Below are 24662 nucleotides of genomic sequence, written 5' to 3'. Positions count from 1 at the left end.
GGCGCCGCCCGGCCGGAACATTTCCCCGCCCGCCTCTTCCCGCCGCGACGGTCCTCGGCCCCGCCGCGTACGGGCAGGTACTACATCAAAGGGGTCAGGAAGCGGCGCAGGGTCTCTTCGTAGGTGGCCGGATCGGCGTTCCACATGGCCGCGTGGGGCGCGCGCGGGACGGTGTGGAGCACCGCCAGGTCGGGGAGGAGCCGCGCGAGCTCCCGCGAGGAGTGCCACGGGGCCACGGCGTCGTCCGGGCCGTGGATGACCAGTGTGGGCACGCGCAGCCCTCCGGGGCCGGTCGCCTCGCGCAGGCGGTCGCCGTACAGTCCCGCGCTGCCCTGCACGGCCCTGACGGCGAGCGGGAGGAGCACGCCCGGCGTGTGCCGGGCGGCGGCCAGGGCCCGCACCGTGGCCTCCCAGTCGAGGACCGGGGAGTCGAGGACGACGCCGCTGACGCGGTCACGGAGCGGGGAGCGCACCGCGGCATGCACGGCCATGGCCGCGCCGGTGGACCAGCCGTACAGGATGACGCGCTCCGCGCCGCGCCGGACGGCGTAGCGGATCGCGGAGTCCACGTCGCGCCACTCGGAGTCGCCGAGGTGGCCGAGACCGCCCGGCGGCCTGGGGGCACCGGCGTCGCCCCGGTAGGCGAGGTCGAGGACGGGAAGCTGCTGGCCCAGCAGGAAGGGCAGGAGGTTCATGGGGTGTGCGCGGGTGGTGCCGAGGCCGTGCACGGTGATCACCCAGGTGTCGCGGGTGCCCGGCAGGAACCAGGCGGGCAGTGCGCCGAGTTCGCCGGGGACGTCCACGTCGGTGTGGTCGAGGCCGAGTGCGGTGCGCGGATCGCCGACGTACACCTGCGGGGTGAGCCGCACCCTGCTGCCCGGGCCGAGCGTGCCGTGGCTGACGCGCTCCAGGCGGCGTACGACGGTGTCCGCAGTGTGCGGCGCGTCGTCGAGGACGGGGCCGACGACGGCGTGGACGCCGAGCCCCTCGATGCCGTACGTACCGGGGCGCAGCGACGCCAGGCAGCGGGTCAGGGTGATCCGTCCCGCCGCGGTGGCGTGCACGGTGAGCCGGGGGTCGCGGGGCAGCGGCCTGCCGGACGACGCCTTGAGTGCGGCGTCGCCGGCATAGCGGCCGACCGCGACCGCCGCCGCGCCGACGCCGAGGAGTGTGGTGACGGCCGCTGCCGTCGCTGTAGCCGGGCGCACCGCTCCAGTGTCCGCACAGGAGGGGTCCGGGGCCAGTGGGCGGGGCCGGACGGCCGCGTGTCGGGTCAGCCGGGCTGGCCGTAGCCGCTCAGCTTCTCCTGTACTTCGCGCAGCTGTCCGGCGGAGAGCAGGGACGGTTCGCGCCCCGGCACCGAGCTCGCGGTGAGCCAGAGCCTGCACATCCACTCCAGCTGCGCGGTGCGGTCGTAGGCCCGGTCGAGGGTGTCCCCGTAGGTCACGGTGCCGTGGTTGCGCAGCAGGCAGCCGGAGCGGTCGCGCAGGGCTTCGAGCATGTTCTCGGCCAGCTCCGGCGATCCGTACGTGGCGTACGGGGCGGTGCGGACGGGGCCGCCGAGGGCCGCGGCCATGTAGTGCACGAGGGGCAGCTCGGCGACGAGGGTGGAGACGGCCGTGGCGTGCACGGCGTGGGTGTGGACCACGGCTCCGGCGGTGGTGGTGCGGTAGACCGCGAGGTGCATCGGGAGTTCGCTGGTCGGGACGAGGGCGCCGAGGACCTGGTTCCCGTCGAGGTCGACGGCGACGGCGTCCTCCGGGCGCAGCCGGTCGTACGGGACTCCGCTCGGGGTGACGAGGACCAGCTCCCCGACCCGTACGGAGACATTGCCGGAGGTGCCGACCACCAGCCCTTCCCGCACCGTCCTGCGGGCCGTGGCCACCAGGTCGTCCCATGCCCGTTCGATCGCGTCCCGCGCGTCGCGCGCGTCCTGCCGCTGCTCAGCCATGCGGAGATCCTGCCAGCCGGGCCCGGAGGGCGGGAGGGCCGGAGGGCCGGAGAGCGGGAGGGGGAAGCCTGCCGGGTGACCAGGATCTCTTCGGCGGCTCCCGGGCCGGGCTCAAGGGGCTCGCGAGGGGCTGGAGGCCCCTGCTTGCGGCCTGTCGCCGCCGGCCTCCGCCGTTCCGGCACAACCGGAATGACCGCGATGTGTTCCGGGTCACCACACCGCCCGCCCCAGTTCACCTTCCGTTCATCCAGGTTGCCTACGGTCCACGTGCCACTGACCTCAAACGATTGCCTGGGTAAATGGAACACATCACGCTTCTCCTCGGGATCGTGATCGTGACCGCTCTCGTGTTCGACTTCACGAACGGTTTCCACGACACTGCCAACGCGATGGCGACCACCATCTCGACTGGCGCTCTCAAGCCCAAGACGGCGGTGGCCATGTCCGCCGTGCTGAACCTTGTCGGCGCGTTCCTGTCCGTGGAGGTCGCCAAGACGATCTCCGGGGGGCTCGTCAACGAGAGCGGCATCACCACCGAAGTGATCTTCGCGGCGCTGGTCGGCGCGATCCTCTGGAACCTGCTGACCTGGCTGATCGGCCTGCCGTCCAGTTCCTCCCACGCACTCTTCGGCGGCCTCATCGGCGCCACCCTGATGTCGGTCGGCGCCTCCGGCGTCAACGGCGACGTCGTCGTCACCAAGGTCCTGCTGCCCGCGATCGCCGCGCCGGTCGTCGCCGGCATCGCCGCGCTGCTGGCCACCAAGCTGACGTACAAGCTCGGCAGCAAGGCCGACGAGAAGGCCACCGCCAAGGGCTACCGCGCCGGCCAGATCGCCTCCGCCGGTCTCGTCTCGCTCGCCCACGGCACCAACGACGCGCAGAAGACCATGGGTGTCATCACCCTCGCCCTGGTCACCGGCAACGTCCTCGCGCCCGGCTCGAACCCCCCGATGTGGGTCATCGTCTCCGCCGGTGTCGCCATCGCGCTCGGTACGTACCTGGGCGGCTGGCGCATCATCCGCACCATGGGCAAGGGCCTCACCGACCTCCGTCCGCCGCAGGGCTTCTCCGCCCAGACCAGCGCCGCGACCGTCATCCTGGCCTCCTCGCACCTCGGCTTCTCCCTCTCCACCACCCAGGTCTGCTCCGGCGCCGTGATGGGCGCGGGCCTCGGCCGCAAGGGCGGCGTGGTCCGCTGGTCCACCGCCACCCGGATGTTCGTCGCCTGGGGTCTGACGCTGCCGGCCGCGGGACTGGTCGCCGCGGGCGCCGAGTTCCTCACCGGGCAGGGCACCTGGGGCATCGCCGTGGTCGCCTTCCTGCTCGTCGGCGGCTCCGCCGTCATCTGGGCCCTGTCGCGCCGCAAGCCGGTCGACCACACCAACGTCACCGACGACGAGATCGGCGAGCCCGCCGGTGTGGTCACCACGGCCATGGCCGCCGTCAGCGTGCCGCCCACGGCCGGCGCCGTCGCCTCCCTGGCCGCCGAGGAACTCAAGACGACCATCCCGGCCCCGGCCGGCAGCTCCGCGGAGCCGGCCAGCCCGGCCCCGGTGTAAGGACAGAGGACGGATCGCATGAACATCGACTGGGCAGCTCTCGGCTCCGTATTCGGCGTGAGCCTCGTGGTCACCGTGTCCCTGGTGGGCCTGTTCACCCTCGGCATCGTGGGCCTCTCCAAGCAGGAGAGCGCCTCCGCGCAGGGCGGCGGCTCCGCCGTCATGGCCCGCACCGGCGCCTACGCCTGCTTCGCGCTGTGCGCGGCGGCCGTGGCGTACGGGATCTACCTGATCGTCGTCTGACGCGACGACCGCCCCGCGCGCCGACCGCACTCTCCCGAAACCGTCCCGCCACCGGCCTTTACCGGCCATCGGCGGGGCGGTTTCTGTGTGCCTCGGCACACTCTCCCGTCGCAGGTCAACAGCAAGTTGACGACGTTCGCGGAGCGTGGTGGACTGCCCGAGCCGAATACGGCGGCACGAGAGGAAGTCCGGTGCGAATCCGGCGCGGTCCCGCCACTGTGACCGGGGAAGACGAAGAAGTCCCCGGGAGCCAGGAACTCTCACCGCCGGTCACGTCGAACCAGGGCGCGGACCCTGAGTGAGGACATACCGCCATGCCCGGCTGCCGTTCAGTCGTTCCTGTCAGCCCTGTCAGCCCTGTCAGTCCTGACATTCCCGTGCGTAGGACGCGTTCGCTTCGAGGCGCATCGGCCTGCTGAGCCATGCGTGCCGATCGCATCTTCGCGTACGGCGCCACCGCCGGCCTGATCGGCGACCTCGTCCTCGGTGATCCCCGCCGCGGGCACCCGGTCGCCGCGTTCGGGCGGGCCGCGGGCGCCGTCGAGTCCCTGCTGTGGCGTGACCACCGCGGGTGGGGCGCGGTGCACACCCTGGTGTGCGCCGGAGGCGCGGCGGGCGCCGCCGCGCTGGCCTCCCGTGCCGTACGCCGCTCCCCCGCCGCCGCCGTCGCGCTGACCGCCGCCGCCACCTGGGCCGTCGTCGGAGGTACGTCGCTGGGCCGCGAGGCGCGCGCCGTGGGCAGCGCCCTGGAGGCCGGGGACGTCGAGGTCGCCCGCGAACGCCTCCCCCACCTGTGCGGGCGCGACCCGCAGGCGCTGGACGCGCAGCAGATCGCCCGCGCCGTCGTCGAGTCCGTGGCCGAGAACACCTCGGACGCGGTCGTGGGCGCGCTGGTGTGGGGCGCCCTGGGCGGGGTGCCGGGGCTCGTGGCCTTCCGCGCCGTCAACACGCTTGACGCCATGGTGGGGCACAGATCGGCCAGATACCTGCGCTACGGCTGGGCCTCGGCCCGCCTCGACGACGTGGCCGGCTGGCCCGGCGCCCGGCTGACGGCCGCCCTCGCGGTCGTGGCGGGCGGCGATCCGCGCGGTGCGGTGCGGGCCTGGCGTACGGACGCGGCCAAGCACCCGAGCCCCAACGCGGGCCCCGTGGAGGCCGCCTTCGCCGGCGCGCTCGGCGTGCGGCTCGGCGGAACGCTCTCGTACGCGGGCCGGGTCGAGCACCGGCCCGTGCTCAACGCCGCCGGGCGGCCCGTCGGCGTACCGGACATCGAGCGGGCGGCGCGGCTGTCGCGCCGTGTCGGGGCGCTCGCACTGGCGGCGGCCGTCGGGGGGCGGTTGGCGCTCGGTGCGCTGCGACGCGGCGCGCGCGGTGGCACACGTACAGGAAAGGGACACGCATGAGCGGTTCACTGGGGGGCGGTCTGCTCGTCGCGGGGACCACGTCCGACGCCGGCAAGAGCGTCGTGACGGCCGGGATCTGCCGGTGGCTCGTACGCAAGGGTGTGAAGGTCGCGCCGTTCAAGGCGCAGAACATGTCGCTGAACTCGTTCGTGACGCGCGAGGGCGCGGAGATCGGGCGGGCGCAGGCCATGCAGGCGCAGGCGGCGCGGGTGGAGCCGACGGCGCTCATGAACCCGGTGCTGCTCAAGCCCGGCAGTGACCGCAGCAGTCAGGTGGTGCTGCTGGGGAAGCCGGTGGGCGAGATGAGCGCGCGCGGCTACCACGGTGGGCGTCAGGAGGCCCTGCTCGGCACCGTGACGGACTGTCTGCGCGAGTTGCGGGGCACGTATGACGCCGTGATCTGCGAGGGGGCGGGCAGTCCGGCCGAGATCAATCTGCGGCGTACCGACATCGTGAACATGGGCATCGCGCGAGCCGCCCGCTTCCCGGTGGTCGTCGTCGGCGACATCGACCGGGGCGGGGTCTTCGCTTCCTTCTTCGGTACGACCGCGCTGCTCGGCCGGGAGGACCAGGAGCTGGTGGCGGGCTACCTGGTCAACAAGTTCCGCGGTGACGTCTCGCTGCTCGAACCCGGGCTGGACATGCTGGAAGAGCTGACCGGGCGGCGTACGTACGGTGTGCTGCCCTTCGCGCACGGCCTCGGTATCGACGAGGAGGACGGGCTGCGGGTTTCGTTGCGGGGAGCCGTGCGGGAGTCGGTCGTCGCGCCGCCGGTCGGGGAGGACGTGCTGCGGGTCGCCGTGTGCGCCGTGCCGCTGATGTCGAACTTCACGGATGTCGACGCGCTCGCCGCCGAACCGGGGGTCGTCCTCCGGTTCGTGGACCGGGCGGAGGAGCTCGTCGACGCCGACCTGGTGATCGTGCCGGGCACGCGCGGGACCGTGAAGGCCCTGGAGTGGCTGCGCGAGCGCGGGCTGTCCGGCGCGCTGGCGCGGCGGGCGGCGGAAGGCCGTCCCGTGCTCGGCATCTGCGGCGGCTTCCAGCTGCTGGGCGAGCGCATCGAGGACGACGTCGAGTCGAGGGCCGGAACGGTGGACGGGCTCGGGCTGCTGCCGGTCCGGGTGCGGTTCGCCGTCGAGAAGACGCTGGCGCGGCCGGTCGGGACCGCTCTGGGCGAGCCCGTGGAGGGGTACGAGATCCACCACGGGGTCGCGGAAGTGCTGGGCGGTGCTCCCTTCTTGGACGGCTGCCGGGTGGGGGCGGTCTGGGGCACCCACTGGCACGGCTCGCTGGAGAGCGACGCGTTCCGGCGCGCCTTCCTGCGCGAGGTCGCGGCTGCCGCGGGGCGCCGCTTCGTGCCGGCGCCGGACACCTCGTTCGGGGCGCTGCGCGAGGAGCAGCTCGACCGCCTCGGCGACCTCATCGAAGAACACGCGGATACGGACGCGCTGATGCGGCTCATCGAGTCGGGCGCGCCCTCAGGACTTCCCTTCATCGCACCTGGAGCGCCCGCATGAGTACTGAGCACACCGAGAACGCCGACAACACCGACAACACCGTGCTGTTGTTGTCCACCGCCGATACGGACCTGCTGGCGGCCCGCGCCTCCGGCGCCCCGTACCGCATCGGCAACCCGACCCGTATCGACGCGGCCGGGGAACTGCCCGGGCTGATCGAGGGCGCGTCCGTCGCCGTCGTGCGGCTGCTCGGCGGCAAGCGCGCCTGGGAGGACGGGCTTGCCGTCCTGAAGGCGTCCGGGATACCGACCGTCCTGCTGGGCGGTGAGACCGTGCCCGACGCGGAGCTGATGGCCGAGTCGTCCGTACCGGCGGGTGTCGTCGCCGAGGCGCTGCGCTACCTCGTCGAGGGCGGGCCCGGGAACCTCGTCGAGCTGGCCAGGTTCCTGTCCGACACCGTGCTGCTGACGGGCATGGGCTTCGCCGAGCCGCAGAAGATGCCCGAGTGGGGTGTCCACGGCGACGGCTCGCGTGCGTACGACGAGGGGCGCCCGACGGTCGGTGTGCTCTTCTACCGCGCCCACGAGCTGTCCGGGAACACGTCCTTCGTCGACGTGCTGTGCGACCAGATCGAGGCGAAGGGCGCCAACGCCCTTCCCGTGTACTGCGGTTCGCTGCGCAGTGCCGACCCCGAGCTGTACCGGGAGCTGGGCAGGGCCGACGCGCTGATCGCGACGGTCCTCGCGGCGGGCGGCACGCGCGCGAGCGACGCCTCGGCGGGCGGTGACGACGAGGCGTGGGACATCGGGGCGCTCGCCGACCTCGACGTACCCGTGCTGCAGGGGCTGTGCCTCACGTCGTCGCGCGCCGCCTGGGAGGCGTCGGACGCGGCGCTGTCGCCGATGGACGCGGCGATGCAGGTGGCCATCCCCGAGTTCGACGGGCGGCTGATCACCGTCCCGTTCTCCTTCAAGGAGCAGGGCGAGGGTGACGTTCCCGTGTACGTCGCCGATCCCGAGCGCGCCTCGCGGGTGGCGGGGATCGCCGTGCGGCACGCCCGGCTGGCCCACAAGCCGAACAAGGACAAGCGCCTCGCGCTCGTCTTCACGGCGTACCCGACGAAGCACTCGCGCGTCGGCAACGCGGTGGGTCTCGACACGCCCGCCTCCGCGATCCGGGTGCTCGACGCCCTGCGCGACGCGGGGTACGCCGTCGAGGGCCACCCGGACAACGGCGACGAGCTGATCCACCGGCTCATCAACGCCGGTGGCCACGACGTGGAGTGGCTGACCGAGGAGCAGCTCGCGGCCGCCCCCGCACGCGTACCCCTCGCGGACTACCGGGCGTGGTTCGACACGCTGGAGCCGGGACTGCGCGACGGGATGCTGGAGCACTGGGGCGAGGCGCCCGGGCAGCTGTACGTCGACGGGGACGAGATCGTGCTCGCGTCGCTCCAGTTCGGCAACGTCGTCGTGATGATCCAGCCGCCGCGCGGCTTCGGCGAGAACCCGATCGCGATCTACCACGACCCGGACATGCCCCCGTCGCACCACTACATGGCGGCGTACCGGTGGCTGGAGAACAGCTTCGGCGCGGACGCGATCGTGCACATGGGCAAGCACGGCACGATGGAGTGGCTGCCGGGCAAGGGCCTCGGCCTGTCGGCGGGCTGCGGGCCGGACGCCGTGCTGGGTGAGCTGCCGCTGGTCTACCCGTTCATCGTGAACGACCCGGGCGAGGGCACGCAGGCCAAGCGGCGCGGGCACGCGACGGTCGTGGACCACCTGGTGCCGCCGATGGCGCGTGCGGACACGTACGGCGACCTGGCGAAGCTGGAGCAGCTGCTGGACGAGTACGCGCTGGTGAGCGACCTCGACCCGGCGAAGGCCCCCGCCGTGCGGGCGCAGATCTGGACGCTGGTGACGGCGGCCCAGCTCCACCACGACCTGCATCTCGACGAGCAGCCGGACGACGACGACTTCGACGAGTTCGTCATGCACATCGACGGTTATCTGTGCGAGATCAAGGACGTGCAGATCCGCGACGGCCTGCACATCCTGGGCGGCGGTCCCGAGGCCGAGGCCCGGGTGAACCTGGTGCTGGCCGTGCTGCGCGCCTCGCAGGTGTGGGGCGGGCAGGCCAACGCGCTGCCGGGGCTGCGCGCCTGCCTGGCCGAGCACTTCGGGCTGGCCGAGAAGGAGCTGCTGGGCGAGCCGGGCGCGGCGGTCAAGGCGGCGGACGGGCTGACCGCGCTGGTCGACGGTCCGGCGCGGACCGGCGCGGACGCGATCGACCTGCTGGAGCAGCTGTGCCGGCGGCTCGCGGAGGGCATGGAGGAGCGGCGCTGGGACGCGGCGGAGGCCGCCGGCCTGGTGACCGAGGTGCTGGGCACCGAACTGCCGGACGCGGTGGCCGTACTGCGGTTCGCGTGCGACGAGGTCGTGCCGAGGCTGGCCCGTACGACGGACGAGATCGGCAACATCCTGCACGCGCTGGACGGCGGTTACGTGCCGGCCGGGCCGTCCGGGTCGCCGACGCGCGGACTGGTCAACGTGCTGCCGACCGGGCGCAACTTCTACTCCGTCGACCCCAAGGCGATCCCGTCGCGGCTGTCGTGGGAGGTCGGGCAGGCGCTCGCCGACTCGCTGGTGGCCCGGTACCTGACGGACACCGGCGACTACCCGAAGTCGGTGGGCCTGACGGTCTGGGGCACGTCGGCGATGCGCACCCAGGGCGACGACATCGCGGAGATCCTGGCGCTGCTGGGCTGCCGTCCGGTGTGGGACGACGCGTCGCGGCGCGTGACCGGCTTCGAGATCGTGCCGCTGGACGAGCTGGGGCGGCCGCGCATCGACGTGACCGTGCGGATCTCCGGTTTCTTCCGCGACGCGTTCCCGCACGTGGTGGGGCTGATCGACGACGCGGTCCGGGCCGTGGCCGAGCTGGACGAGCCCGCCGACCGCAACTTCGTACGCGCGCACGCCGACGAGGACACCGCCGAGCACGGCGACCGGCGGCGCGCGACGGCCCGCATCTTCGGCTCGAAGCCGGGGGCCTACGGGGCCGGGCTGCTGCCGCTGATCGACGCGCGCAACTGGCGCTCGGACGCGGACCTGGCCGAGGTGTACGCGGTGTGGGGCGGATACGCGTACGGGCGCGGCCTGGAAGGCAAGGCCGCGCGCGGCGACATGGAGACGGCGTTCCGGCGGATCGCGGTGGCCGCGAAGAACGTCGACACGCGCGAGCACGACCTGGTCGACGCGGACGACTACTTCCAGTACCACGGCGGCATGGTCGCCATGGTGCGGCACCTGACGGGCGAGTCGCCCGAGGCGTACGTGGGCGACAGCGCGACTCCCGACCAGGTCAAGACCCGGACGCTGGGCGAGGAGACGCACCGCGTCTTCCGTGCGCGGGTGGTCAACCCGCGCTGGATGGCGGCCATGCGCAGGCACGGCTACAAGGGCGCCTTCGAGATGGCCGCCACGGTGGACTACCTCTTCGGGTACGACGCGACGGCGGGCGTGGTCGACGACTGGATGTACGAGAAGTTGTCGAGCGAGTACGTCTTCGACCCGGAGAACCGGGACTTCATGAAGAAGTCCAACCCGTGGGCGCTCAGGGGCATCACGGAGCGGCTGCTGGAGGCCGCCGAGCGGGGGCTGTGGGCGGAGCCGGACCAGGAGACCCTGGACCGGTTGCGCGCCACCTACCTGGAGCTCGAAGGCGACCTGGAAGGTGACGCGTGAGCGGGCCGGAGTGCGTTCCGGATGCCCTGAACCAGCTTGATGTGGAGGTTTCCTCGTGAGTACGCCGTACCCCTTCACCGCGATCGTCGGGCAGGACGACCTGCGGCTCGGTCTGCTGCTGAACGCCGTCTCGCCCGCCGTCGGCGGTGTGCTCGTGCGCGGCGAGAAGGGCACCGCCAAGTCGACCGCCGTGCGCGCCCTCGCGGCGCTGATGCCCGAGGTCGCGGTGGTCGCCGGGTGCAGGTTCTCCTGCGACCCCGGCTCCCCCGACCCGGCGTGCCCGGACGGGCCGCACGAGGCGGGGGGCGGTGTGTCGCGCCCGGCGCGGACGGTGGAGCTGCCCGTCGGCGCCTCCGAGGACCGGCTGGTCGGTGCGCTCGACATCGAGCGGGCGCTGGCCGAGGGCGTGAAGGCGTTCGAGCCGGGTCTGCTCGCCGACGCCCATCGCGGGATCCTGTACGTCGATGAAGTGAACCTGCTGCACGACCACTTGGTCGACCTGCTGCTGGACGCCGCCGCCATGGGCGCGTCGTACGTCGAGCGGGAAGGCGTGTCCGTACGGCACGCCGCGCGCTTCCTGCTCGTCGGGACCATGAACCCCGAAGAGGGCGAGCTGCGGCCGCAGTTGCTGGACCGGTTCGGGCTGACCGTGGAGGTGTCCGCCTCCCGGGAGACCGACCAGCGGGTGGAGGTCGTACGGCGCAGGCTCGCGTACGACGACGATCCCGCCGCCTTCGCCGCGCGGTGGGCCGGCGAGGAGACCGCGCTGCGCGCCCGGATCGTGGCCGCGCGGGCGCTGCTGCCCGAAGTACGGCTCGGTGACGGCGCGTTGCGGCAGATCGCCGCCACCTGTGCGGCCTTCGAGGTCGACGGGATGCGGGCGGACATCGTGATGGCCCGGACGGCGACCGCGCTGGCCGCCTGGGCGGGGCGCACCGACGTGCTCGCCGAGGACGTACGGCAGGCCGCGCTGCTCGCGCTGCCGCACCGGCGGCGGCGCAATCCCTTCGACGCGCCGGGGCTCGACGAGGACAAGCTCGACGACACGCTGGAGCAGAACAGCGGGTCGGACGACGACGATCCGGACCCCGACGGGCCCGGCGGGGGCGGGCAGCCGCCTCGGGGGGACGGTGACGGCGACGGTTCGTCCGACGCGCCGGACCAGGACCAGCCCGGTGAGGCCGAGCCGGAGGCCGGCGAGGGGCAGCCGGCTCCCGCCGGGTCCGGCGGCGAGCAGGCGGCCGCGCGGGCCGGGGAGCCGTTCCGTACGAAGACGCTGAGCGTGCCGGGGCTGGGCGAGGGGGCGGCCGGGCGCCGGTCCCGGGCGCGCACCGAGCACGGCCGTACGACCGGGGCCCGGCGGCCGCAAGGGGCGCTCACCAGGCTGCACTTGGCGGCGACCGTGCAGGCCGCCGCGCCGCACCAGCGGGCGCGCGGGCGCAGTGGGCGCGGGCTGGTCGTGCGGCGGGACGATCTGCGGCAGGCGACGCGGGAGGGGCGCGAGGGGAACCTCGTGCTGTTCGTCGTGGACGCCTCCGGGTCGATGGCGGCCCGGCAGCGGATGAGCGCGGTGAAGGGCGCCGTGCTGTCGCTGCTGCTCGACGCCTACCAGCGGCGGGACAAGGTCGGGATGGTGACGTTCCGGGGGAAGGACGCGGAGCTGGTGCTTCCGCCCACCTCGTCCGTCGACGCGGCCGCCGTCCGGCTGGAGACGCTGCCGACCGGTGGGCGTACGCCGCTGTCCGCGGGGCTGCTGAAGGCACACGACGTGCTGCGGGTGGAGCGGTTGCGGGATCCCTCGCGGCGCCCGCTGCTGGTGGTCGTGACCGACGGGCGGGCGACGGGCGGCCCCGAGCCACTGGCTCTGGCGGCGCGCGCGGCCCGGCTGCACGAGGCGGAGGGCGTCGCCTCGGTGGTCGTCGACTGCGAGTCCGGGCCGGTGCGGCTCGGGCTGGCCGGTGAGCTGGCGCGGGATCTGGGCGGCACGGCCGTCACGCTCGACGAGCTGCGGGCCGACAGCATCGCCGGGCTCGTCAAGGACGTACAGGGAACGAACAGCAGGAGGGCAGCCTGATGCCGCAGGGACAGCCGAGCGTCGTGCCGGACGACGGTCTCACCACGCGCCAGCGGCGCAACCGGCCGCTCGTCGTCGTGCACACGGGGGTGGGCAAGGGCAAGTCGACCGCCGCCTTCGGGCTCGCGCTGCGCGCCTGGAACCAGGGGTGGCCGATCGGGGTGTTCCAGTTCGTCAAGTCGGCGAAGTGGAAGGTCGGCGAGGAGAACGCGCTGAAGGTGCTGGGCGCCAGTGGCGAGGGCGGGTCCGTCGCCTGGCACAAGATGGGCGAGGGCTGGTCCTGGGTCCAGCGCGACGCGCAGCTCGACAACGAGGCGGCGGCGCGCGAGGGGTGGGAGCAGGTCAAGCGGGACCTGGCCGCCGAGACGTACAAGCTCTACGTGCTCGACGAGTTCGCCTACCCGATGCACTGGGGGTGGGTGGACACCGACGAGGTGGTCGAGGTGCTGCGGGACCGGCCCGGGACCCAGCACGTCGTGATCACCGGGCGCAACGCTCCGGAGAAGCTCGTCGAGGCCGCCGACCTGGTGACGGACATGTCCAAGGTCAAGCACCCGATGGACGCGGGCCAGAAGGGGCAGCGGGGCATCGAGTGGTAGCACGTCTTGTTGTCGCCGCGCCGTCGTCGGGCAGTGGGAAGACCACGGTCGCGACGGGGCTGATGGCCGCCTTCGCGGCGGCCGGGCTCGCCGTCTCGCCGCACAAGGTCGGACCCGACTACATCGACCCCGGATACCACGCGCTGGCCACCGGCCGGCCGGGGCGGAACCTCGATGCGTACCTGTGCGGTACGGAGCTGATCGCGCCCCTCTTCGCGCACGGTGCGGCCGGGTGCGACGTCGCCGTCGTCGAGGGCGTGATGGGGATGTACGACGGTGCTTCCGGGCAGGGCGAGCTGGCGTCCACCGCGCAGATCGCGAAGGTGCTGCGGGCTCCGGTGGTGCTCGTCGTCGACGCCTCGTCGCAGTCGCGGTCGGTGGCGGCGCTGGTGCACGGGTTCGCGTCCTGGGATCCGGAGGTGCGGATCGGGGGCGTGGTCCTGAACAAGGTGGGGTCCGCGCGGCACGAGGAGTTGCTGCGGGAGGCGCTGGACGAGTCGGGGGTGCCGGTGCTGGGCGCGCTGCGGCGGGCCCAGCAGGTGCGGACGCCCTCGCGCCACCTCGGTCTGGTGCCGGTGGCCGAGCGGCGGGCGGAGGCGGTCGACGCGGTCGCGGCGCTGGCGGAGCAGGTGCGGGCGGGCTGTGACCTGGACGCGCTGCTGGCCCTGGCGCGCAGCGCGCCGGAACTCGGTGTGGACGCGTGGGACGCGGCGGAGGAGGTCGCGGGCGCGGCGAGCGGGCAGCAGGTGGGCGGGCGATCGGTGGTCGGGCGGCCGGTGGTCGCCGTCGCGTCCGGGGCCGCGTTCACTTTCTCGTACGCCGAACACAGCGAACTGCTCCGCGCCGCCGGCGCCGAGGTCGTGCCGTTCGATCCGCTCCGGGACGAGCGGCTGCCCGAGGGGACGCGCGGTCTCGTCATCGGCGGCGGGTTTCCCGAGGTGTACGCACCTGAGCTGTCCGGTAACGAGCCGTTGCGCAGGGCCGTTGCCGGACTGGCCTCGTCCGGGGCGCCCGTCGCCGCCGAGTGCGCCGGGCTGCTCTACCTCTCGCGGTCCCTCGACGGACAGCCCATGTGCGGCGTTCTCGACGGAGAGGCGCGGATGTCGCAGCGGCTGACGCTGGGGTACCGCGAGGCGGTCGCGGTCTCCGAGAGCTCGCTGGCCGCCGTCGGGACCCGGCTGCGGGGACACGAGTTCCACCGGACGGTGATCGAGCCCGCGGCGGGTCCGGCCCCCGCCTGGGGGATGCACCTGCCCGAGCGGCGGGTCGAAGGGTTTGTACAACAGGGTGTGCACGCGAGTTACCTGCACACCCACTGGGCCGCCGAGCCGGGCATGGCCAGGAGATTCGTCGAGAGGTGTGCGGGATGAGCGGGACGAGCAGGACGAGCACGAAACTGACCGGTGTCGGTGTCGGGCCCGGCGATCCCGAGCTGGTGACCGTGAAGGGCGTCAATGCCCTGCGGGACGCGGCTGTCGTGGTCGTTCCGGTGATGGACAGCGGCGAACGCGGGCGTGCCGAGGCGACCGTGCTGCATTACGTCGATGCGGCGAAGGTCGTCCGGGTCGTCTTCGCGCTCAACGAGCGCGAGGACCGGTCGCGGCGCGAGGCCGCCTGGGACGCGGCCGGGGCGCGGGTCGCCGAACTGCTGCGGGCGCACGGCTCGGTGGCGTTCGCGACGATCGGTGACCCCAACGTCTACTCGACGTTCACCTATCTCGCGCAGACGATCAGCGGCCTGGTGCCGGGGACCGACGTGGTGACCGTCCCGGGCATCACCGCCATGCAGGATCTGGCCGCCCGCAGCGGGGCCGTGCTGACGGAGGGGACCGAGCCGCTGACGCTCGTTCCCGTGACCGCCGGGGCCGCCGTGCTCAAGGAGGCCCTGGAGGGGCCCGGGACGGTCGTGGCGTACAAGTTCGGCCGGCTGGCGGGCGAGGTGGCGACCGCGCTGCGCGAGACGGGACGTACCGAGGACGCGGTGTGGGGATCGGCGCTCGGGCTGCCCGGGGAATCGATCCGGCCCGCCGCCGAGCTGGAGGAGGACGGGGCTCTGCCGTACCTCTCCACGCTCATCGCGCCCGCGCGGCGTGACGGCGGTCGCGGGGGCAAGCTGTGAGCCCGGTGCGCGATGCCCACCAGCGGCCGGACGAGGGCCGCACCGGTCGCGGTGCCGGCCGTCGGGCGGTGGCCGGCCGTCGCCGCCGCTGCCGTCGGCCCGTCCCGGGGCACGCGCCCCTCGCCCGCGCCGGGCGCGACGAACACCGCCATGTGCCCTTGCCGGTCGATTGAGCCCCTGCCGCGCACATCCGTGATCGCGCCCGTCTTCGCCCCCCGAATCCCCTGAACCCCCTGAATCCTGTGAATCCCGAGAGGACCCCCACTCATGGCCGATGCCCCCACCGGCAAGGTGACCTTCGTCGGCGCCGGGCCCGGCGCCGCCGACCTGCTGACCTTCCGTGCCGCGCGCGCCATCGCCGACGCCGACGTCGTGATCTGGGCGGCGAGCCTGGTACAGGCCGAGATCCTGGAGCACGCGCGCGAGGGCGCCGAGATCCTCGACTCCGCCGCGATGTCCCTGGAGGACGTCGTCGCGGTGTACGGGCGGGCGCTGCGGGACGGGCTGAAGGTGGCCCGCGTGCACTCCGGTGACCCCGCCCTGTGGGGCGGTACGCAGGAGCAGGTCGACCGGTGTGCGGAACTCGGCCTGGACGTCGAGATCGTGCCGGGCGTCTCGTCGTTCTCGGCGGTCGCCGCGATCGCGCAGCGCGAGCTGACGATTCCCGAGGTCGCGCAGTCCGTGATCCTGACCCGTCTGGGCGGCGGCAAGACGCCGATGCCGCCCGGTGAGGAGGTGCGGGAGTTCGCGCGGCACGGCACGACGATGGCGGTCTTCCTGTCGGCCGCCCGGTCCGGGCAGCTGACGGCGGAGCTGCTGGAGGGCGGCTATCCGACGGACACGCCGGTCGTCATCGCGTACCAGGTCACCTGGCCGGAGGAGTTGGTGCTGCGGTGCACCGTCGCCACGCTGGAGGAGACCGTGAAGGAGCACAAGCTCTGGAAGCACACGCTCTTCCTGGTCGGCCCGGCGCTCTCCGCGTCCGGTACGCGCTCGCACCTCTACCACCCCGGCCACTTCCACGGGTTCCGGCGGGCCGACCGCACCGCGCGGGCGGCGCTGCGCGCTGCGCAGAAGTCCGCGGACATGAGTGAAGCGAGTGCGGAGAAGTCCGGGTCATGATCACTGTTGTCGGTACGGGAACGGGCGCGCCCCTGGCCCCCGGCGCCCGTACGGCGCTGGACGCCGCCGGGCTCGTCGTCGGGGGCCGACGCCATCTGGACGCCGCCGGACTGCCCGACGGCGTGACCCGGGTGGTGCTCGGGCCGCTCGCGCCCGCGCTGGACGCGGTCGCGGAGCACCTGGCCGGGCGGGCGGACCGCGCGGACGCCGGGGTCGTGGTGCTGGCCTCCGGGGATCCCGGGTTCTTCGGGATCGTACGGGCGCTGGCCGAGCGGTTCGGGGCGGACGCGCTGGACGTACGCCCGGGGACGCCCTCCGTCGCGGTCGCGTTCGCGCGCCTCGGGCTGCCGTGGGACGACGCGGTCGTCGTCAGCGCGCACGGGCGGGAGCTGCGGACCGCCGTGAACGTGTGCCGTGCGCACCCCAAGACGGCCGTCCTGACCGGGCCCGGCGCCGGGCCCGCCGAGCTGGGCGCCGCCCTGGCCCGTACCGGCATTCCGCGCACCCTCGTCGTCGCGTCCGCGCTCGGCGATCCCGCCGGGGGCGAGAGCGTCGAGCGGCTCTCCCCCGGCGAGGCGGCGGCGCGCGACTGGCCGGCGGCGGTCAGCGTCGTCGTGTGCCTGGACGAGTCGCGGGCGCTGGCGCCGGCGCAGCGGACGGTCGCGGGGCGGGGCGGCGGGCCCGGCCGGTGGGCGCTGCCCGAGGCCGCGTTCGAGCACCGCGACTCGATGATCACGAAGTTCGAGGTACGGGCGCTGGCGCTCGCCCGGCTCGGTCCGCGCCTGGGCGACCTGGTGTGGGACGTCGGGGCGGGGTCGGGGTCCGTGGCGGTGGAGTGCGCGCGGCTGGGGGCGGCCGCGGTGGCCGTGGAGAAGACCTCCGACGGTGTGGAGCGCGTCCGGGCGAACGCCGCCGCGCACGGGGTCGACGTACAGACCGTGCACGGCGCGGCGCCGGCGGTGCTGTCCCGGCTGCCCGATCCCGACGCGGTGTTCGTCGGCGGCGGCGGGGGCGAGCTGCCCGCCATCGTCGCGGCGTGCGCGCGGCGGGCCCGGCGCACGGTCGTGGTCGCGCTGGCGGCGCTCGACCGGGTGCCGGCGGTACGGGCGGCGCTCGCGTCCGCCGGGTTCGAACCCGAGGGCGTACTGCTGCAGTCGTCGCGGCTCGCGCCGCTGCCCGGGGACGTGACCCGGCTCGCGGCCGCCAACCCTGTCTTTCTGCTGTGGGGCCACCGCCCCGCGGAACCGGCAAGTGAAGGAGCAGTTCAGTGATCGGCCTCATCTCCGCCACGGCGGCAGGCGCCGTGGCCCGCGACCGGCTGGCCGCGGCCTGGCCCGGCCGTACGCAGGTGTACGACGGCCCGGTGCGGGAGGCGGTCGGGCGCGCCTTCGCGGAGTGCGAGCAGTTGGTGTGCTTCCTCGCGACGGGCGCGGTCGTACGGCTGGTCGCCCCGCTCCTCGCGGACAAGGCGTCCGACCCGGGTGTCGTCTGCGTCGACGAGGCGCAGCGCCACGCGGTGTCGCTCCTGGGCGGCCACGGCGGCGGCGCGAACGAACTGGCGCTCGCGGTGTCGGGGGTGCTGGGCTGCGCCCCGGTGATCACGACGGCGACGGACGCCACGGACGTGCCGGGCCTGGACACGCTGGGCTGGCCCGTCGAGGGCGCCACGGCCGCCGTGACCCGGGCGGTCCTGGACGGCGACCCGGTCACGCTGGCGGCGGACGCGGTGTGGCCGCTGCCGCCGCTGCCGGCGAATGTGGCGCCGGCGGACGCGACGGTGGACGCGGCGGCGGGTGACGGCCGGACGCCGGGCGCCGGCGGCGCGGAGCTCGCCGGAGCCGGGGACGCAGAGCGGGCCGACGGCGCGGAGATCGCCGGGACGGAGGTGGGCATGGCCGAGGCGGCCGCTGCCGCCGCCGTGCCCGTGGGAGGGCTGCCCGGCGCCATGGCCGCGACCGTCGCGGCCGGTGTCCTCGCGGAGGCGGCCTCGGCCGCTGCCGGGCCCGTGGAAGAGCGGGGGACGGCCGGGCCCGCCGTGCTGCGCGTCACCGACCGGCTCGTCGGCATCGGGGACCGGGAGGTCGTGCTGCGGCCGCCGTCCCTGGTGGTCGGCGTGGGAGCCAGCAGGGGCGCCTCCGCCGACGAGGTGTCCGGGCTCGTCGAGGAGACGCTGGCGGACGCCGGGCTCTCGGTGCGGTCCGTCGCCGCGCTCGCGACCGTCGACGCCAAGGCCGGCGAGGCCGGGATCGTGGAGGCGGCGGCCCGGCTCGGCGTGCCGCTGGAGACGTACGCCGCCGAGGAGCTGGCCCGTATCGACGTGCCGAACCCCTCGGGGGCTCCGCTCGCCGCCGTCGGGACGCCCTCCGTGGCGGAGGCCGCGGCGCTCGCCGGCGGGGGCGAACTCCTCGTACCGAAGCGGAAGTCGGCCCCCGAGGGGCGGGCGGCGATGGCCACCTGCGCCGTCGTGCGCAGGCGGCCGCGCGGACGGCTCGCGGTCGTCGGGCTCGGGCCCGGCGCCCGCGATCTGCTGACGCCGCGCGCCCGCGAGGAGATCCGGCGGGCCTCGGTGCTCGTCGGGCTCGACCAGTACGTCGACCAGATCCGCGACCTGCTGCGGCCGGGGACGCGCGTCCTGGAGTCGGGGCTGGGCGCCGAGGAGGAGCGGGCCCGTACCGCCGTCGCGGAGGCCCGCGCCGGGCACGCGGTCGCGCTGATCGGGTCGGGGGACGCGGGCGTATACGCCATGGCGTCGCCCGCGCTGGCCGAGGCGAGCGACGACATCGACGTCGTCGGCGTACCGGGGGTGACGGCGGCGCTCGCCGCCGCCGCGATCCTGGGCGCCCCGCTCGGCCACGACCACGTCTCGATCAGCCTCTCCGACCTGCACACGCCGTGGGAGGTCATCGAGCGGCGCGTACGGGCCGCGGCGGAGGCCGACATCGTCGTGACGTTCTACAACCCCCGCAGCCGGGGCCGTGACTGGCAGCTCCCCAAGGCGCTGTCGATCCTCGCGGAGCACCGCGAGCCCACGACACCCGTCGGTGTCGTACGCAACGCCTCGCGCCCGGACGGCACGAGCCGCCTCACCACGCTCGCCGCGCTCGACCCGGCGACCGTCGACATGATGACCGTCGTGGTCGTCGGCAACACCGCCGCCCGCGAGATCGCGGGCCGCATGGTGACGCCGCGCGGCTACCGCTGGCAGACGGAGGGTTCGTGATGACGACGAACACCACGAAGACCACGGACAGGATCGTCCACCCCATCGAGCAGGAGTCCTTCCGGCGCCTGCGCTCCCGCCTCGACACGTCGCACTTCGCGCCGCTGACGCGGGCCGTCGTGGAGCGGGTCATCCACTCCGCGGCGGATCTGGAGTACGCCACCGACCTGGTCTGCGACGAGCGCACGCTGGAGACCGCGCACGCCGCACTGCACGCCGGTGCGCCGGTCGTCGTGGACGTGGAGATGGTCGCGGCGGGCATCACCCGGCGCGAGACCGTGTGCCGGCTGAAGGAGGCGGAGGCGGGCCCGGAACTGACCCGCAGCGCCCACGCGATCAGGCTGGCGTACGAGCAGGTCGGGCCCGGCGCCCTGTGGGTGATCGGCTGCGCGCCCACCGCACTGGAGGAGCTGCTGCTCCTGGACGCCGAGCCCGCGCTCGTCATCGGGCTGCCCGTCGGCTTCGTCGGGGCGGCCGAGTCCAAGGCGGCGCTGCGCGAGAGCGGACTGCCGGCCGTCAGCAATGTTTCGGAGAAGGGCGGTTCGGCGGTCGCAGCGGCCGCGCTGAACGCCCTGCTCTACACCCCCCTCACCAAGGAGAAAGCGTGACCACCGCGCCCGCACTGCTCATCGCCGGCCACGGCACCCGCGACGACGCCGGAGCCGGAGCGTTCCGCGACTTCGTCGAGGAACTGGGCAGGCGTCACCCCGGACTGCCCGTCGCCGGCGGTTTCATCGAGCTGTCCCCGCCGCCGCTCGGCGACGCCGTCGCCGGTCTGGTCGAGCGGGGCGTCACGCGCTTCGCGGCCGTTCCCCTGATGCTGGTCTCCGCGGGGCACGCCAAGGGCGACATACCGGCGGCGCTGACCCGCGAGAAGGAGCGCCACCCCGGGATCTCGTACACCTACGGCCGCCCGCTCGGTCCGCACCCGGGCCTGCTGGCCGTGCTGGAGCGGCGGGTCGACGAGGTGCTCGGTGACCTGGACCGCTCCGAGGTGACCGTGTTGCTCGTGGGGCGCGGCTCCACCGACCCGGACGCCAACGCCGAGGTGCACAAGGCGGCGCGACTGTTCTGGGAGGGACGCGGGTACGCGGGTGTGGAAACCGCGTTCGTCTCACTCGCCGCGCCCGACGTACCGAGCGGACTCGACCGCTGCACGAAGCTGGGGGCCAAGCACATCGTGGTCCTGCCGTACTTCCTCTTCACCGGGATCCTGCCGGACCGGGTGCGGCGGCAGACGCAGGACTGGGCCGGGGCGCACCCGGAGACCGGGGTGCGTTCGGCCGATGTGATCGGCCCCACCGAGGAGTTGATGGACCTCGTGATGGAGCGTTACCAGGAAGCCGTCAAGGGCGACCTGCGCATGAACTGCGACTCCTGCGTCTACCGCATCGCCCTGCCCGGCTTCGAGGACAAGGTGGGGGCGCCGCAGCAGCCGCACTTCCACCCCGACGACGACGGGCACGGACATGGACATGGACATGGGCACGGGCACCACCATGCGCACGCCCACTGACACCGCTCACGACCTGCGTCACCACGGGGACGCCGAGGTCCGCGGGGGTGATCTGACCGACCTCGCGGTCAACGTACGGGCGGACACTCCCCCGGCCTGGCTCAAGGCCCGCGTCGCCGCGTCCCTGGACACGCTCGCGGCCTACCCGGACGGGCGGGCCGCGCGCGCGGCGGTGGCGCGGCGGCACGGGCTGCCGGTGGAGCGGGTGCTGCTGACGGCGGGCGCCGCGGAGGCGTTCGTGCTGCTCGCGCGCGCGCTCGCGGTGCGCCGGCCCGTCGTCGTGCACCCGCAGTTCACGGAGCCGGAGGCGGCGCTGCGTGACGTGGGGCACGAGGTCGGGCGGGTGCTACTGCGCGAGGAGGACGGCTTCCGGCTGGATCCGGCGGCCGTCCCCGAGGACGCCGACCTGGTGGTGATCGGCAACCCGACCAACCCCACGTCCGTGCTCCACCCGGCGGAGGCCGTCGTCCGGCTCGCGCGTCCGGGACGGACGCTGGTGGTCGACGAGGCGTTCATGGACGCGGTGCCGGGCGAGCCGCAGGCACTGGCGGGGCGTACGGACGTACCCGGCCTGGTGGTGCTGCGCAGCCTCACCAAGACGTGGGGCCTCGCCGGACTGCGCATCGGATACGTCCTGGCCGACCCGGAGACGGTCGCGGCGCTGGAGCGGGCGCAGCCGCTGTGGCCGGTGTCGACGCCGGCGCTGACCGCCGCGGAGGCGTGCGTGGCGCCGGCGGCGCTCGCGGAGGCGACGCGGGCGGCGCGGCAGGTGGCCGCCGACCGGGCGCATCTGCTGGCCGGTCTGGCGGAGTTCGAGGAGGTGCGGGTGGTGGAGGCGGCCGAGGGTCCCTTCGTCCTCGTACGGATGGAACGGGCCGACGAGGTGCGGCTGCGCCTGCGGGGGCTGGGCTTCGCGGTGCGGCGGGGGGACACGTTCCCGGGGCTCGGGCCGCAGTGGCTGCGGCTCGCGGTGCGCGACCGGGTCACGACCGGCCGGTTCCTCCAGGCGCTGGACCAGGCGCTGACGCTGGTCGCGCGCTGACCGCGGCCCCTCCCCGGCCCCCGGCGCCCTGCGGGCACGTCCTCGCCCGCAGGACGGGCTCGGCACCGCCGTGTGCGGCGGTTTTCAGTCCGTCCGGCGGGCGGGGCCGGGAAACGGGGCCGGGGGCGAGAGGACAGGCAGGGGCCCGGGGTCAGGGGTCAGGGGCGAAGGCCCCTGCCGTCAGGCCCGGTTACGGGCGCGGCGGGTGCGGGCCACCGCCAGGGCGCCGGCGCCGGCCGCCAACAGCAGGGCCGCACCGCCCGCCAGGTACGGCGTCGTGGAGTCGCCGCCGGTCTCGGCGAGGTTCGCCTCGGCCGCCGTCCGGGGCTTCACGTCCGGGGCCGGGGCCTCTTTCGGCTTCTCCGCCGCCGGCTTCTCCTCCGCGGGCTTCTCCTCCGCCGGACTCTCCACCGCCGGACTCTCCACCGCCGGACTCTCCACCGCCGCCGGAGCCTTGGGCGGCTTCGGCGACTCGCACGTCGCTCCCGCCAGCGTCACCGTGCCCTCGACCTCGGCGACGTTCAGCTTCAGCGGATTCACCGACACCTTCAGTTCGAGCGCCGTGGCCGCGGCGGTACGCGAGGTGGTGTGCGTCTTCGACAGGTCGAGCGTCACCACGCCCACGGCGGGCACGTCGACCCGCGTCGGCCCGCCCGCCGACAGCGTGACCTTCCTGCCGAGCACGGTCACCGCTCCGAGCACGTTCGACTCGGCGACGGGCTGCCTGCCCGCCTCGCACAGCGCCTTCGACGTGACCTTCTCGACCTCGATGAGCGAGAGCAGCGGCAGCCCCGGCACATGCACCTTGGCGTGGGCGAGGTTGGTGTAGCCCTCGGCCTTGTGCGCGTCGGCCGTCGCCTTCGCCGTGGCCACGTCGGCGCGCAGTACGCTGACCGGCCTGCCCTGTTCCACGCCGTCCAACCGGACCGTCAGCGCGGTCTTCTCCGCGCTCGCCGGGGCGTTCACCTCGTTGAGGGTGGTCGTGAGCGGCACATGGACGCTCTTGTTGAGCAGGGACACGTCGAGTCCGGTACGGAGCACGACGGCGCTCGCCCTCCCCTCGCCGCCGCCCTCGGTGGCGTGCGCCGCCGGAGCGGCGGCGAGCAGGGCGGCGGGGCCCGCGGCCAGCGCGAGGGCCGCCGCGGCGGCTGCGGACCGGCGTGCGGGCATGCTGAAGATGGTGCTGTTCAAGGTGGTGGAACCCCCACAAGTGACACGGCGCCGCCCGGCGCACTCCACGGGGACACGCGGGCGCCGGCGGCTGAGACACGGGAATCCTTACGCACTTCGGGTGAACGGTCAGCTACCCGGAGTCAGTTCACTCCAAAGGGGGGTTTCCGAGTCCGCATTCGAATCCACCAGGTCTCCGGGCACGGACGTTCCCCTCAGCGCCCGTCCGTTCCCGTCAGCTCCCGCCTGTTCCTGTCCGTACCCGCCTGTTTCCGTCCGTTCCCGTCAGCCGACGATCCGCCCGTTCAGGACGATCCGCCGCGGCGCCGCCAGTACGCGCACGTCCGCACGCGGGTCCTCGTCGTACACCACCAGGTCGGCGGGGGCGCCCTCCTCCAGCAGGGGGCGCCCGAGCCATTCACGCGCCCCCCACGCCGTCGCCGACAGCGCGTCCAGGGCCGGGATGCCCGCCTTCACGAGTTCGGCGACCTCGTCCGCCACCAGGCCGTGGGCCAGCGAACCGCCCGCGTCCGTACCGACGAAGACGGGCACGCCCGCGTCGTACGCCGCGCGCACCGTGTCGTACCGGCGCTCGTACAGCTGCCGCATGTGCGCCGACCAGCGCGGGAACTTCGCCTCGCCGCCGTCCGCGAGGTGCGGGAACGTCGCGATGTTGACCAGGGTCGGCACGATCGCGACCCCGCGTTCGGCGAAGAGCGGAATGGTCTCCTCGGTCAGGCCCGTGGCGTGCTCGATGCAGTCGATGCCCGCCTCGACGAGGTCGCGCAGCGAGTCCTCGGCGAAGCAGTGCGCGGTGACCCGGGCGCCGAGCCGGTGCGCCTCGGCGATGGCCGCCTCGACCTCGCCGCGCGGCCAGCACGCGCCCAGGTCCCCGGTCTCCCGGTCGATCCAGTCGCCGACGAGCTTGACCCAGCCGTCGCCGCGCCGGGCCTCCCGCGCGACGTACGCGACGAGGTCTCCGGGCTCGATCTCATGGGCGAAGTTACGGATGTAGCGACGGGTACGGGCGATGTGCCGGCCCGCCCTGATGATCTTCGGGAGGTCGACGCGGTCGTCGATCCAGCGGGTGTCGGACGGCGACCCGGCGTCGCGGATCAGCAGCGTGCCCGCCTCCCGGTCGGTGATCGCCTGCTTCTCACTGGTGGCCTCGTCGACCGGGCCGTGCCGGTCGAGCCCGACGTGGCAGTGCGCGTCGACCAGACCGGGCAGCGCCCATCCCTCGACGACCTGCGCGTCACGTACGCCGGCGGGCCGTTCGTACGTGATCCTGCCGTCCACGGCCCACAGCCCGTCCCGTACGTCGTCGGGCCCCGCGAGCACCCGTCCCCTCACCCGCAGCACCGTGTGATCACTCATGCGCAGCACTCTACGAGGGGGCGACTACGCTCGGCCGGGAGAGACCGAACACTGATCCGAA

The 24662-nt window shown here is 74.1% G+C and carries 19 protein-coding genes and 1 riboswitch; of the genes, 15 read left to right on the top strand and 4 right to left on the bottom strand.

Annotated features, from left to right (window positions below; translation table 11 throughout):
* Positions 1-80: 80 nt before the first annotated feature.
* Together ACWD0Y_RS09535 and ACWD0Y_RS09530 are read right to left on the bottom strand one after the other, a co-directional pair.
* Positions 81-1208, bottom strand: coding sequence for an alpha/beta hydrolase family protein (locus ACWD0Y_RS09535; RefSeq protein WP_450259794.1), 1128 nt, complete (start codon positions 1206-1208; stop codon positions 81-83).
* Between the two features lie 65 nt (positions 1209-1273).
* Complete coding sequence (locus ACWD0Y_RS09530) at positions 1274-1951, bottom strand: class II aldolase/adducin family protein (protein WP_450259793.1); 678 nt, start codon at positions 1949-1951, stop codon at positions 1274-1276.
* A 299-nt stretch (positions 1952-2250) separates the two neighbouring features.
* On the opposite strand from ACWD0Y_RS09530, the gene ACWD0Y_RS09525 reads away from it, so the two are divergent.
* The 15 genes from ACWD0Y_RS09525 (at position 2251) to cobC (ending at position 22054) form a co-directional block, all read left to right on the top strand.
* A complete protein-coding gene (locus ACWD0Y_RS09525; RefSeq protein ID WP_450259792.1) occupies positions 2251-3510 on the top strand; it encodes an anion permease in 1260 nt (419 codons plus the stop codon).
* A gap of 18 nt (positions 3511-3528) precedes the next feature.
* On the top strand, positions 3529-3753 hold the full coding sequence (locus tag ACWD0Y_RS09520) for a hypothetical protein (protein WP_450259791.1): 225 nt from the start codon (positions 3529-3531) through the stop codon (positions 3751-3753).
* 132 nt (positions 3754-3885) lie between these two features.
* A riboswitch (cobalamin riboswitch) is annotated at positions 3886-4032 on the top strand.
* Positions 4033-4175: 143 nt separating this feature from the next.
* Positions 4176-5156 (top strand): cobalamin biosynthesis protein, encoded by a 981-nt coding sequence (locus ACWD0Y_RS09515; RefSeq protein ID WP_450259790.1) that lies wholly within the window; start codon positions 4176-4178, stop codon positions 5154-5156.
* 8 nt (positions 5157-5164) lie between these two features.
* Positions 5165-6673, top strand: a complete 1509-nt coding sequence (locus tag ACWD0Y_RS09510) for a cobyric acid synthase (protein ID WP_450259808.1) — start codon at positions 5165-5167, stop codon at positions 6671-6673.
* Positions 6670-10362, top strand: a complete 3693-nt coding sequence (gene cobN, locus ACWD0Y_RS09505) for a cobaltochelatase subunit CobN (protein ID WP_450259789.1) — start codon at positions 6670-6672, stop codon at positions 10360-10362. Before ACWD0Y_RS09510 ends, cobN begins: the two co-directional genes overlap by 4 nt.
* Positions 10363-10417: 55 nt before the next feature.
* Positions 10418-12436: a putative cobaltochelatase gene (locus tag ACWD0Y_RS09500; RefSeq protein WP_450259788.1), complete on the top strand. Its 2019-nt coding sequence runs from the start codon at positions 10418-10420 to the stop codon at positions 12434-12436.
* Positions 12436-13035, top strand: a complete 600-nt coding sequence (cobO, locus tag ACWD0Y_RS09495; protein WP_093801456.1) for a cob(I)yrinic acid a,c-diamide adenosyltransferase — start codon at positions 12436-12438, stop codon at positions 13033-13035. Before ACWD0Y_RS09500 ends, cobO begins: the two co-directional genes overlap by 1 nt.
* Positions 13029-14405: a cobyrinate a,c-diamide synthase gene (locus ACWD0Y_RS09490; protein ID WP_450259787.1), complete on the top strand. Its 1377-nt coding sequence runs from the start codon at positions 13029-13031 to the stop codon at positions 14403-14405. The genes cobO and ACWD0Y_RS09490 overlap by 7 nt, the downstream gene beginning before the upstream one ends.
* Positions 14402-15154 carry a precorrin-2 C(20)-methyltransferase gene (gene cobI, locus ACWD0Y_RS09485; protein WP_450259786.1) on the top strand — a complete coding sequence of 251 codons (753 nt, stop codon included), beginning with the start codon at positions 14402-14404 and terminating at the stop codon, positions 15152-15154. Before ACWD0Y_RS09490 ends, cobI begins: the two co-directional genes overlap by 4 nt.
* 267 nt (positions 15155-15421) lie before the next feature.
* Entirely contained in the window at positions 15422-16276 is an 855-nt protein-coding gene (gene cobM, locus ACWD0Y_RS09480; RefSeq protein ID WP_450259785.1) for a precorrin-4 C(11)-methyltransferase, read from the top strand.
* The gene (cbiE, locus tag ACWD0Y_RS09475) at positions 16273-17547 is read left to right on the top strand and encodes a precorrin-6y C5,15-methyltransferase (decarboxylating) subunit CbiE (RefSeq protein WP_450259784.1); all 1275 of its coding nucleotides are present in this window, start codon (positions 16273-16275) and stop codon (positions 17545-17547) included. The genes cobM and cbiE overlap by 4 nt, the downstream gene beginning before the upstream one ends.
* Positions 17544-19496: a precorrin-3B C(17)-methyltransferase gene (gene cobJ, locus ACWD0Y_RS09470; RefSeq protein WP_450259783.1), complete on the top strand. Its 1953-nt coding sequence runs from the start codon at positions 17544-17546 to the stop codon at positions 19494-19496. Before cbiE ends, cobJ begins: the two co-directional genes overlap by 4 nt.
* On the top strand, positions 19496-20104 hold the full coding sequence (locus ACWD0Y_RS09465) for a precorrin-8X methylmutase (protein WP_450259782.1): 609 nt from the start codon (positions 19496-19498) through the stop codon (positions 20102-20104). The genes cobJ and ACWD0Y_RS09465 overlap by 1 nt, the downstream gene beginning before the upstream one ends.
* Positions 20101-21012, top strand: coding sequence for a sirohydrochlorin chelatase (locus ACWD0Y_RS09460; protein ID WP_450259781.1), 912 nt, complete (start codon positions 20101-20103; stop codon positions 21010-21012). Before ACWD0Y_RS09465 ends, ACWD0Y_RS09460 begins: the two co-directional genes overlap by 4 nt.
* Complete coding sequence (cobC, locus tag ACWD0Y_RS09455; protein ID WP_450259780.1) at positions 20972-22054, top strand: Rv2231c family pyridoxal phosphate-dependent protein CobC; 1083 nt, start codon at positions 20972-20974, stop codon at positions 22052-22054. Before ACWD0Y_RS09460 ends, cobC begins: the two co-directional genes overlap by 41 nt.
* Positions 22055-22234: 180 nt before the next feature.
* Here the strand turns inward: cobC and ACWD0Y_RS09450 are convergent, their stop codons facing one another.
* Together ACWD0Y_RS09450 and ACWD0Y_RS09445 are read right to left on the bottom strand one after the other, a co-directional pair.
* Positions 22235-23245, bottom strand: a complete 1011-nt coding sequence (locus ACWD0Y_RS09450; protein WP_450259779.1) for an SCO1860 family LAETG-anchored protein — start codon at positions 23243-23245, stop codon at positions 22235-22237.
* 264 nt (positions 23246-23509) lie between these two features.
* Positions 23510-24601: an amidohydrolase family protein gene (locus ACWD0Y_RS09445; protein ID WP_450259778.1), complete on the bottom strand. Its 1092-nt coding sequence runs from the start codon at positions 24599-24601 to the stop codon at positions 23510-23512.
* Positions 24602-24662 lie beyond the last annotated feature (61 nt).

The sequence above is a fragment of the Streptomyces altiplanensis genome (genome assembly GCF_053591575.1).
Note: the sequence above shows the minus strand (reverse complement) of the source record. Positions and strands in the feature narration are given on the sequence as shown.

Excerpts from the sequence above, each read along its gene's own strand:
- cobC (WP_450259780.1), top strand. The coding sequence starts at position 20,972 with ATGGACATGGGCACGGGCACCACCATGCGCACGCCCACTGACACCGCT.
- cobM (WP_450259785.1), top strand. The coding sequence starts at position 15,422 with ATGGCCGATGCCCCCACCGGCAAGGTGACCTTCGTCGGCGCCGGGCCC.
- ACWD0Y_RS09465 (WP_450259782.1), top strand. The coding sequence starts at position 19,496 with ATGACGACGAACACCACGAAGACCACGGACAGGATCGTCCACCCCATC.
- ACWD0Y_RS09530 (WP_450259793.1), bottom strand. The coding sequence starts at position 1,951 with ATGGCTGAGCAGCGGCAGGACGCGCGCGACGCGCGGGACGCGATCGAA.
- ACWD0Y_RS09515 (WP_450259790.1), top strand. The coding sequence starts at position 4,176 with ATGCGTGCCGATCGCATCTTCGCGTACGGCGCCACCGCCGGCCTGATC.
- cbiE (WP_450259784.1), top strand. The coding sequence starts at position 16,273 with ATGATCACTGTTGTCGGTACGGGAACGGGCGCGCCCCTGGCCCCCGGC.
- cobN (WP_450259789.1), top strand. The coding sequence starts at position 6,670 with ATGAGTACTGAGCACACCGAGAACGCCGACAACACCGACAACACCGTG.
- cobO (WP_093801456.1), top strand. The coding sequence starts at position 12,436 with ATGCCGCAGGGACAGCCGAGCGTCGTGCCGGACGACGGTCTCACCACG.
- ACWD0Y_RS09520 (WP_450259791.1), top strand. The coding sequence starts at position 3,529 with ATGAACATCGACTGGGCAGCTCTCGGCTCCGTATTCGGCGTGAGCCTC.
- cobI (WP_450259786.1), top strand. The coding sequence starts at position 14,402 with ATGAGCGGGACGAGCAGGACGAGCACGAAACTGACCGGTGTCGGTGTC.
- ACWD0Y_RS09445 (WP_450259778.1), bottom strand. The coding sequence starts at position 24,601 with ATGAGTGATCACACGGTGCTGCGGGTGAGGGGACGGGTGCTCGCGGGG.
- ACWD0Y_RS09525 (WP_450259792.1), top strand. The coding sequence starts at position 2,251 with ATGGAACACATCACGCTTCTCCTCGGGATCGTGATCGTGACCGCTCTC.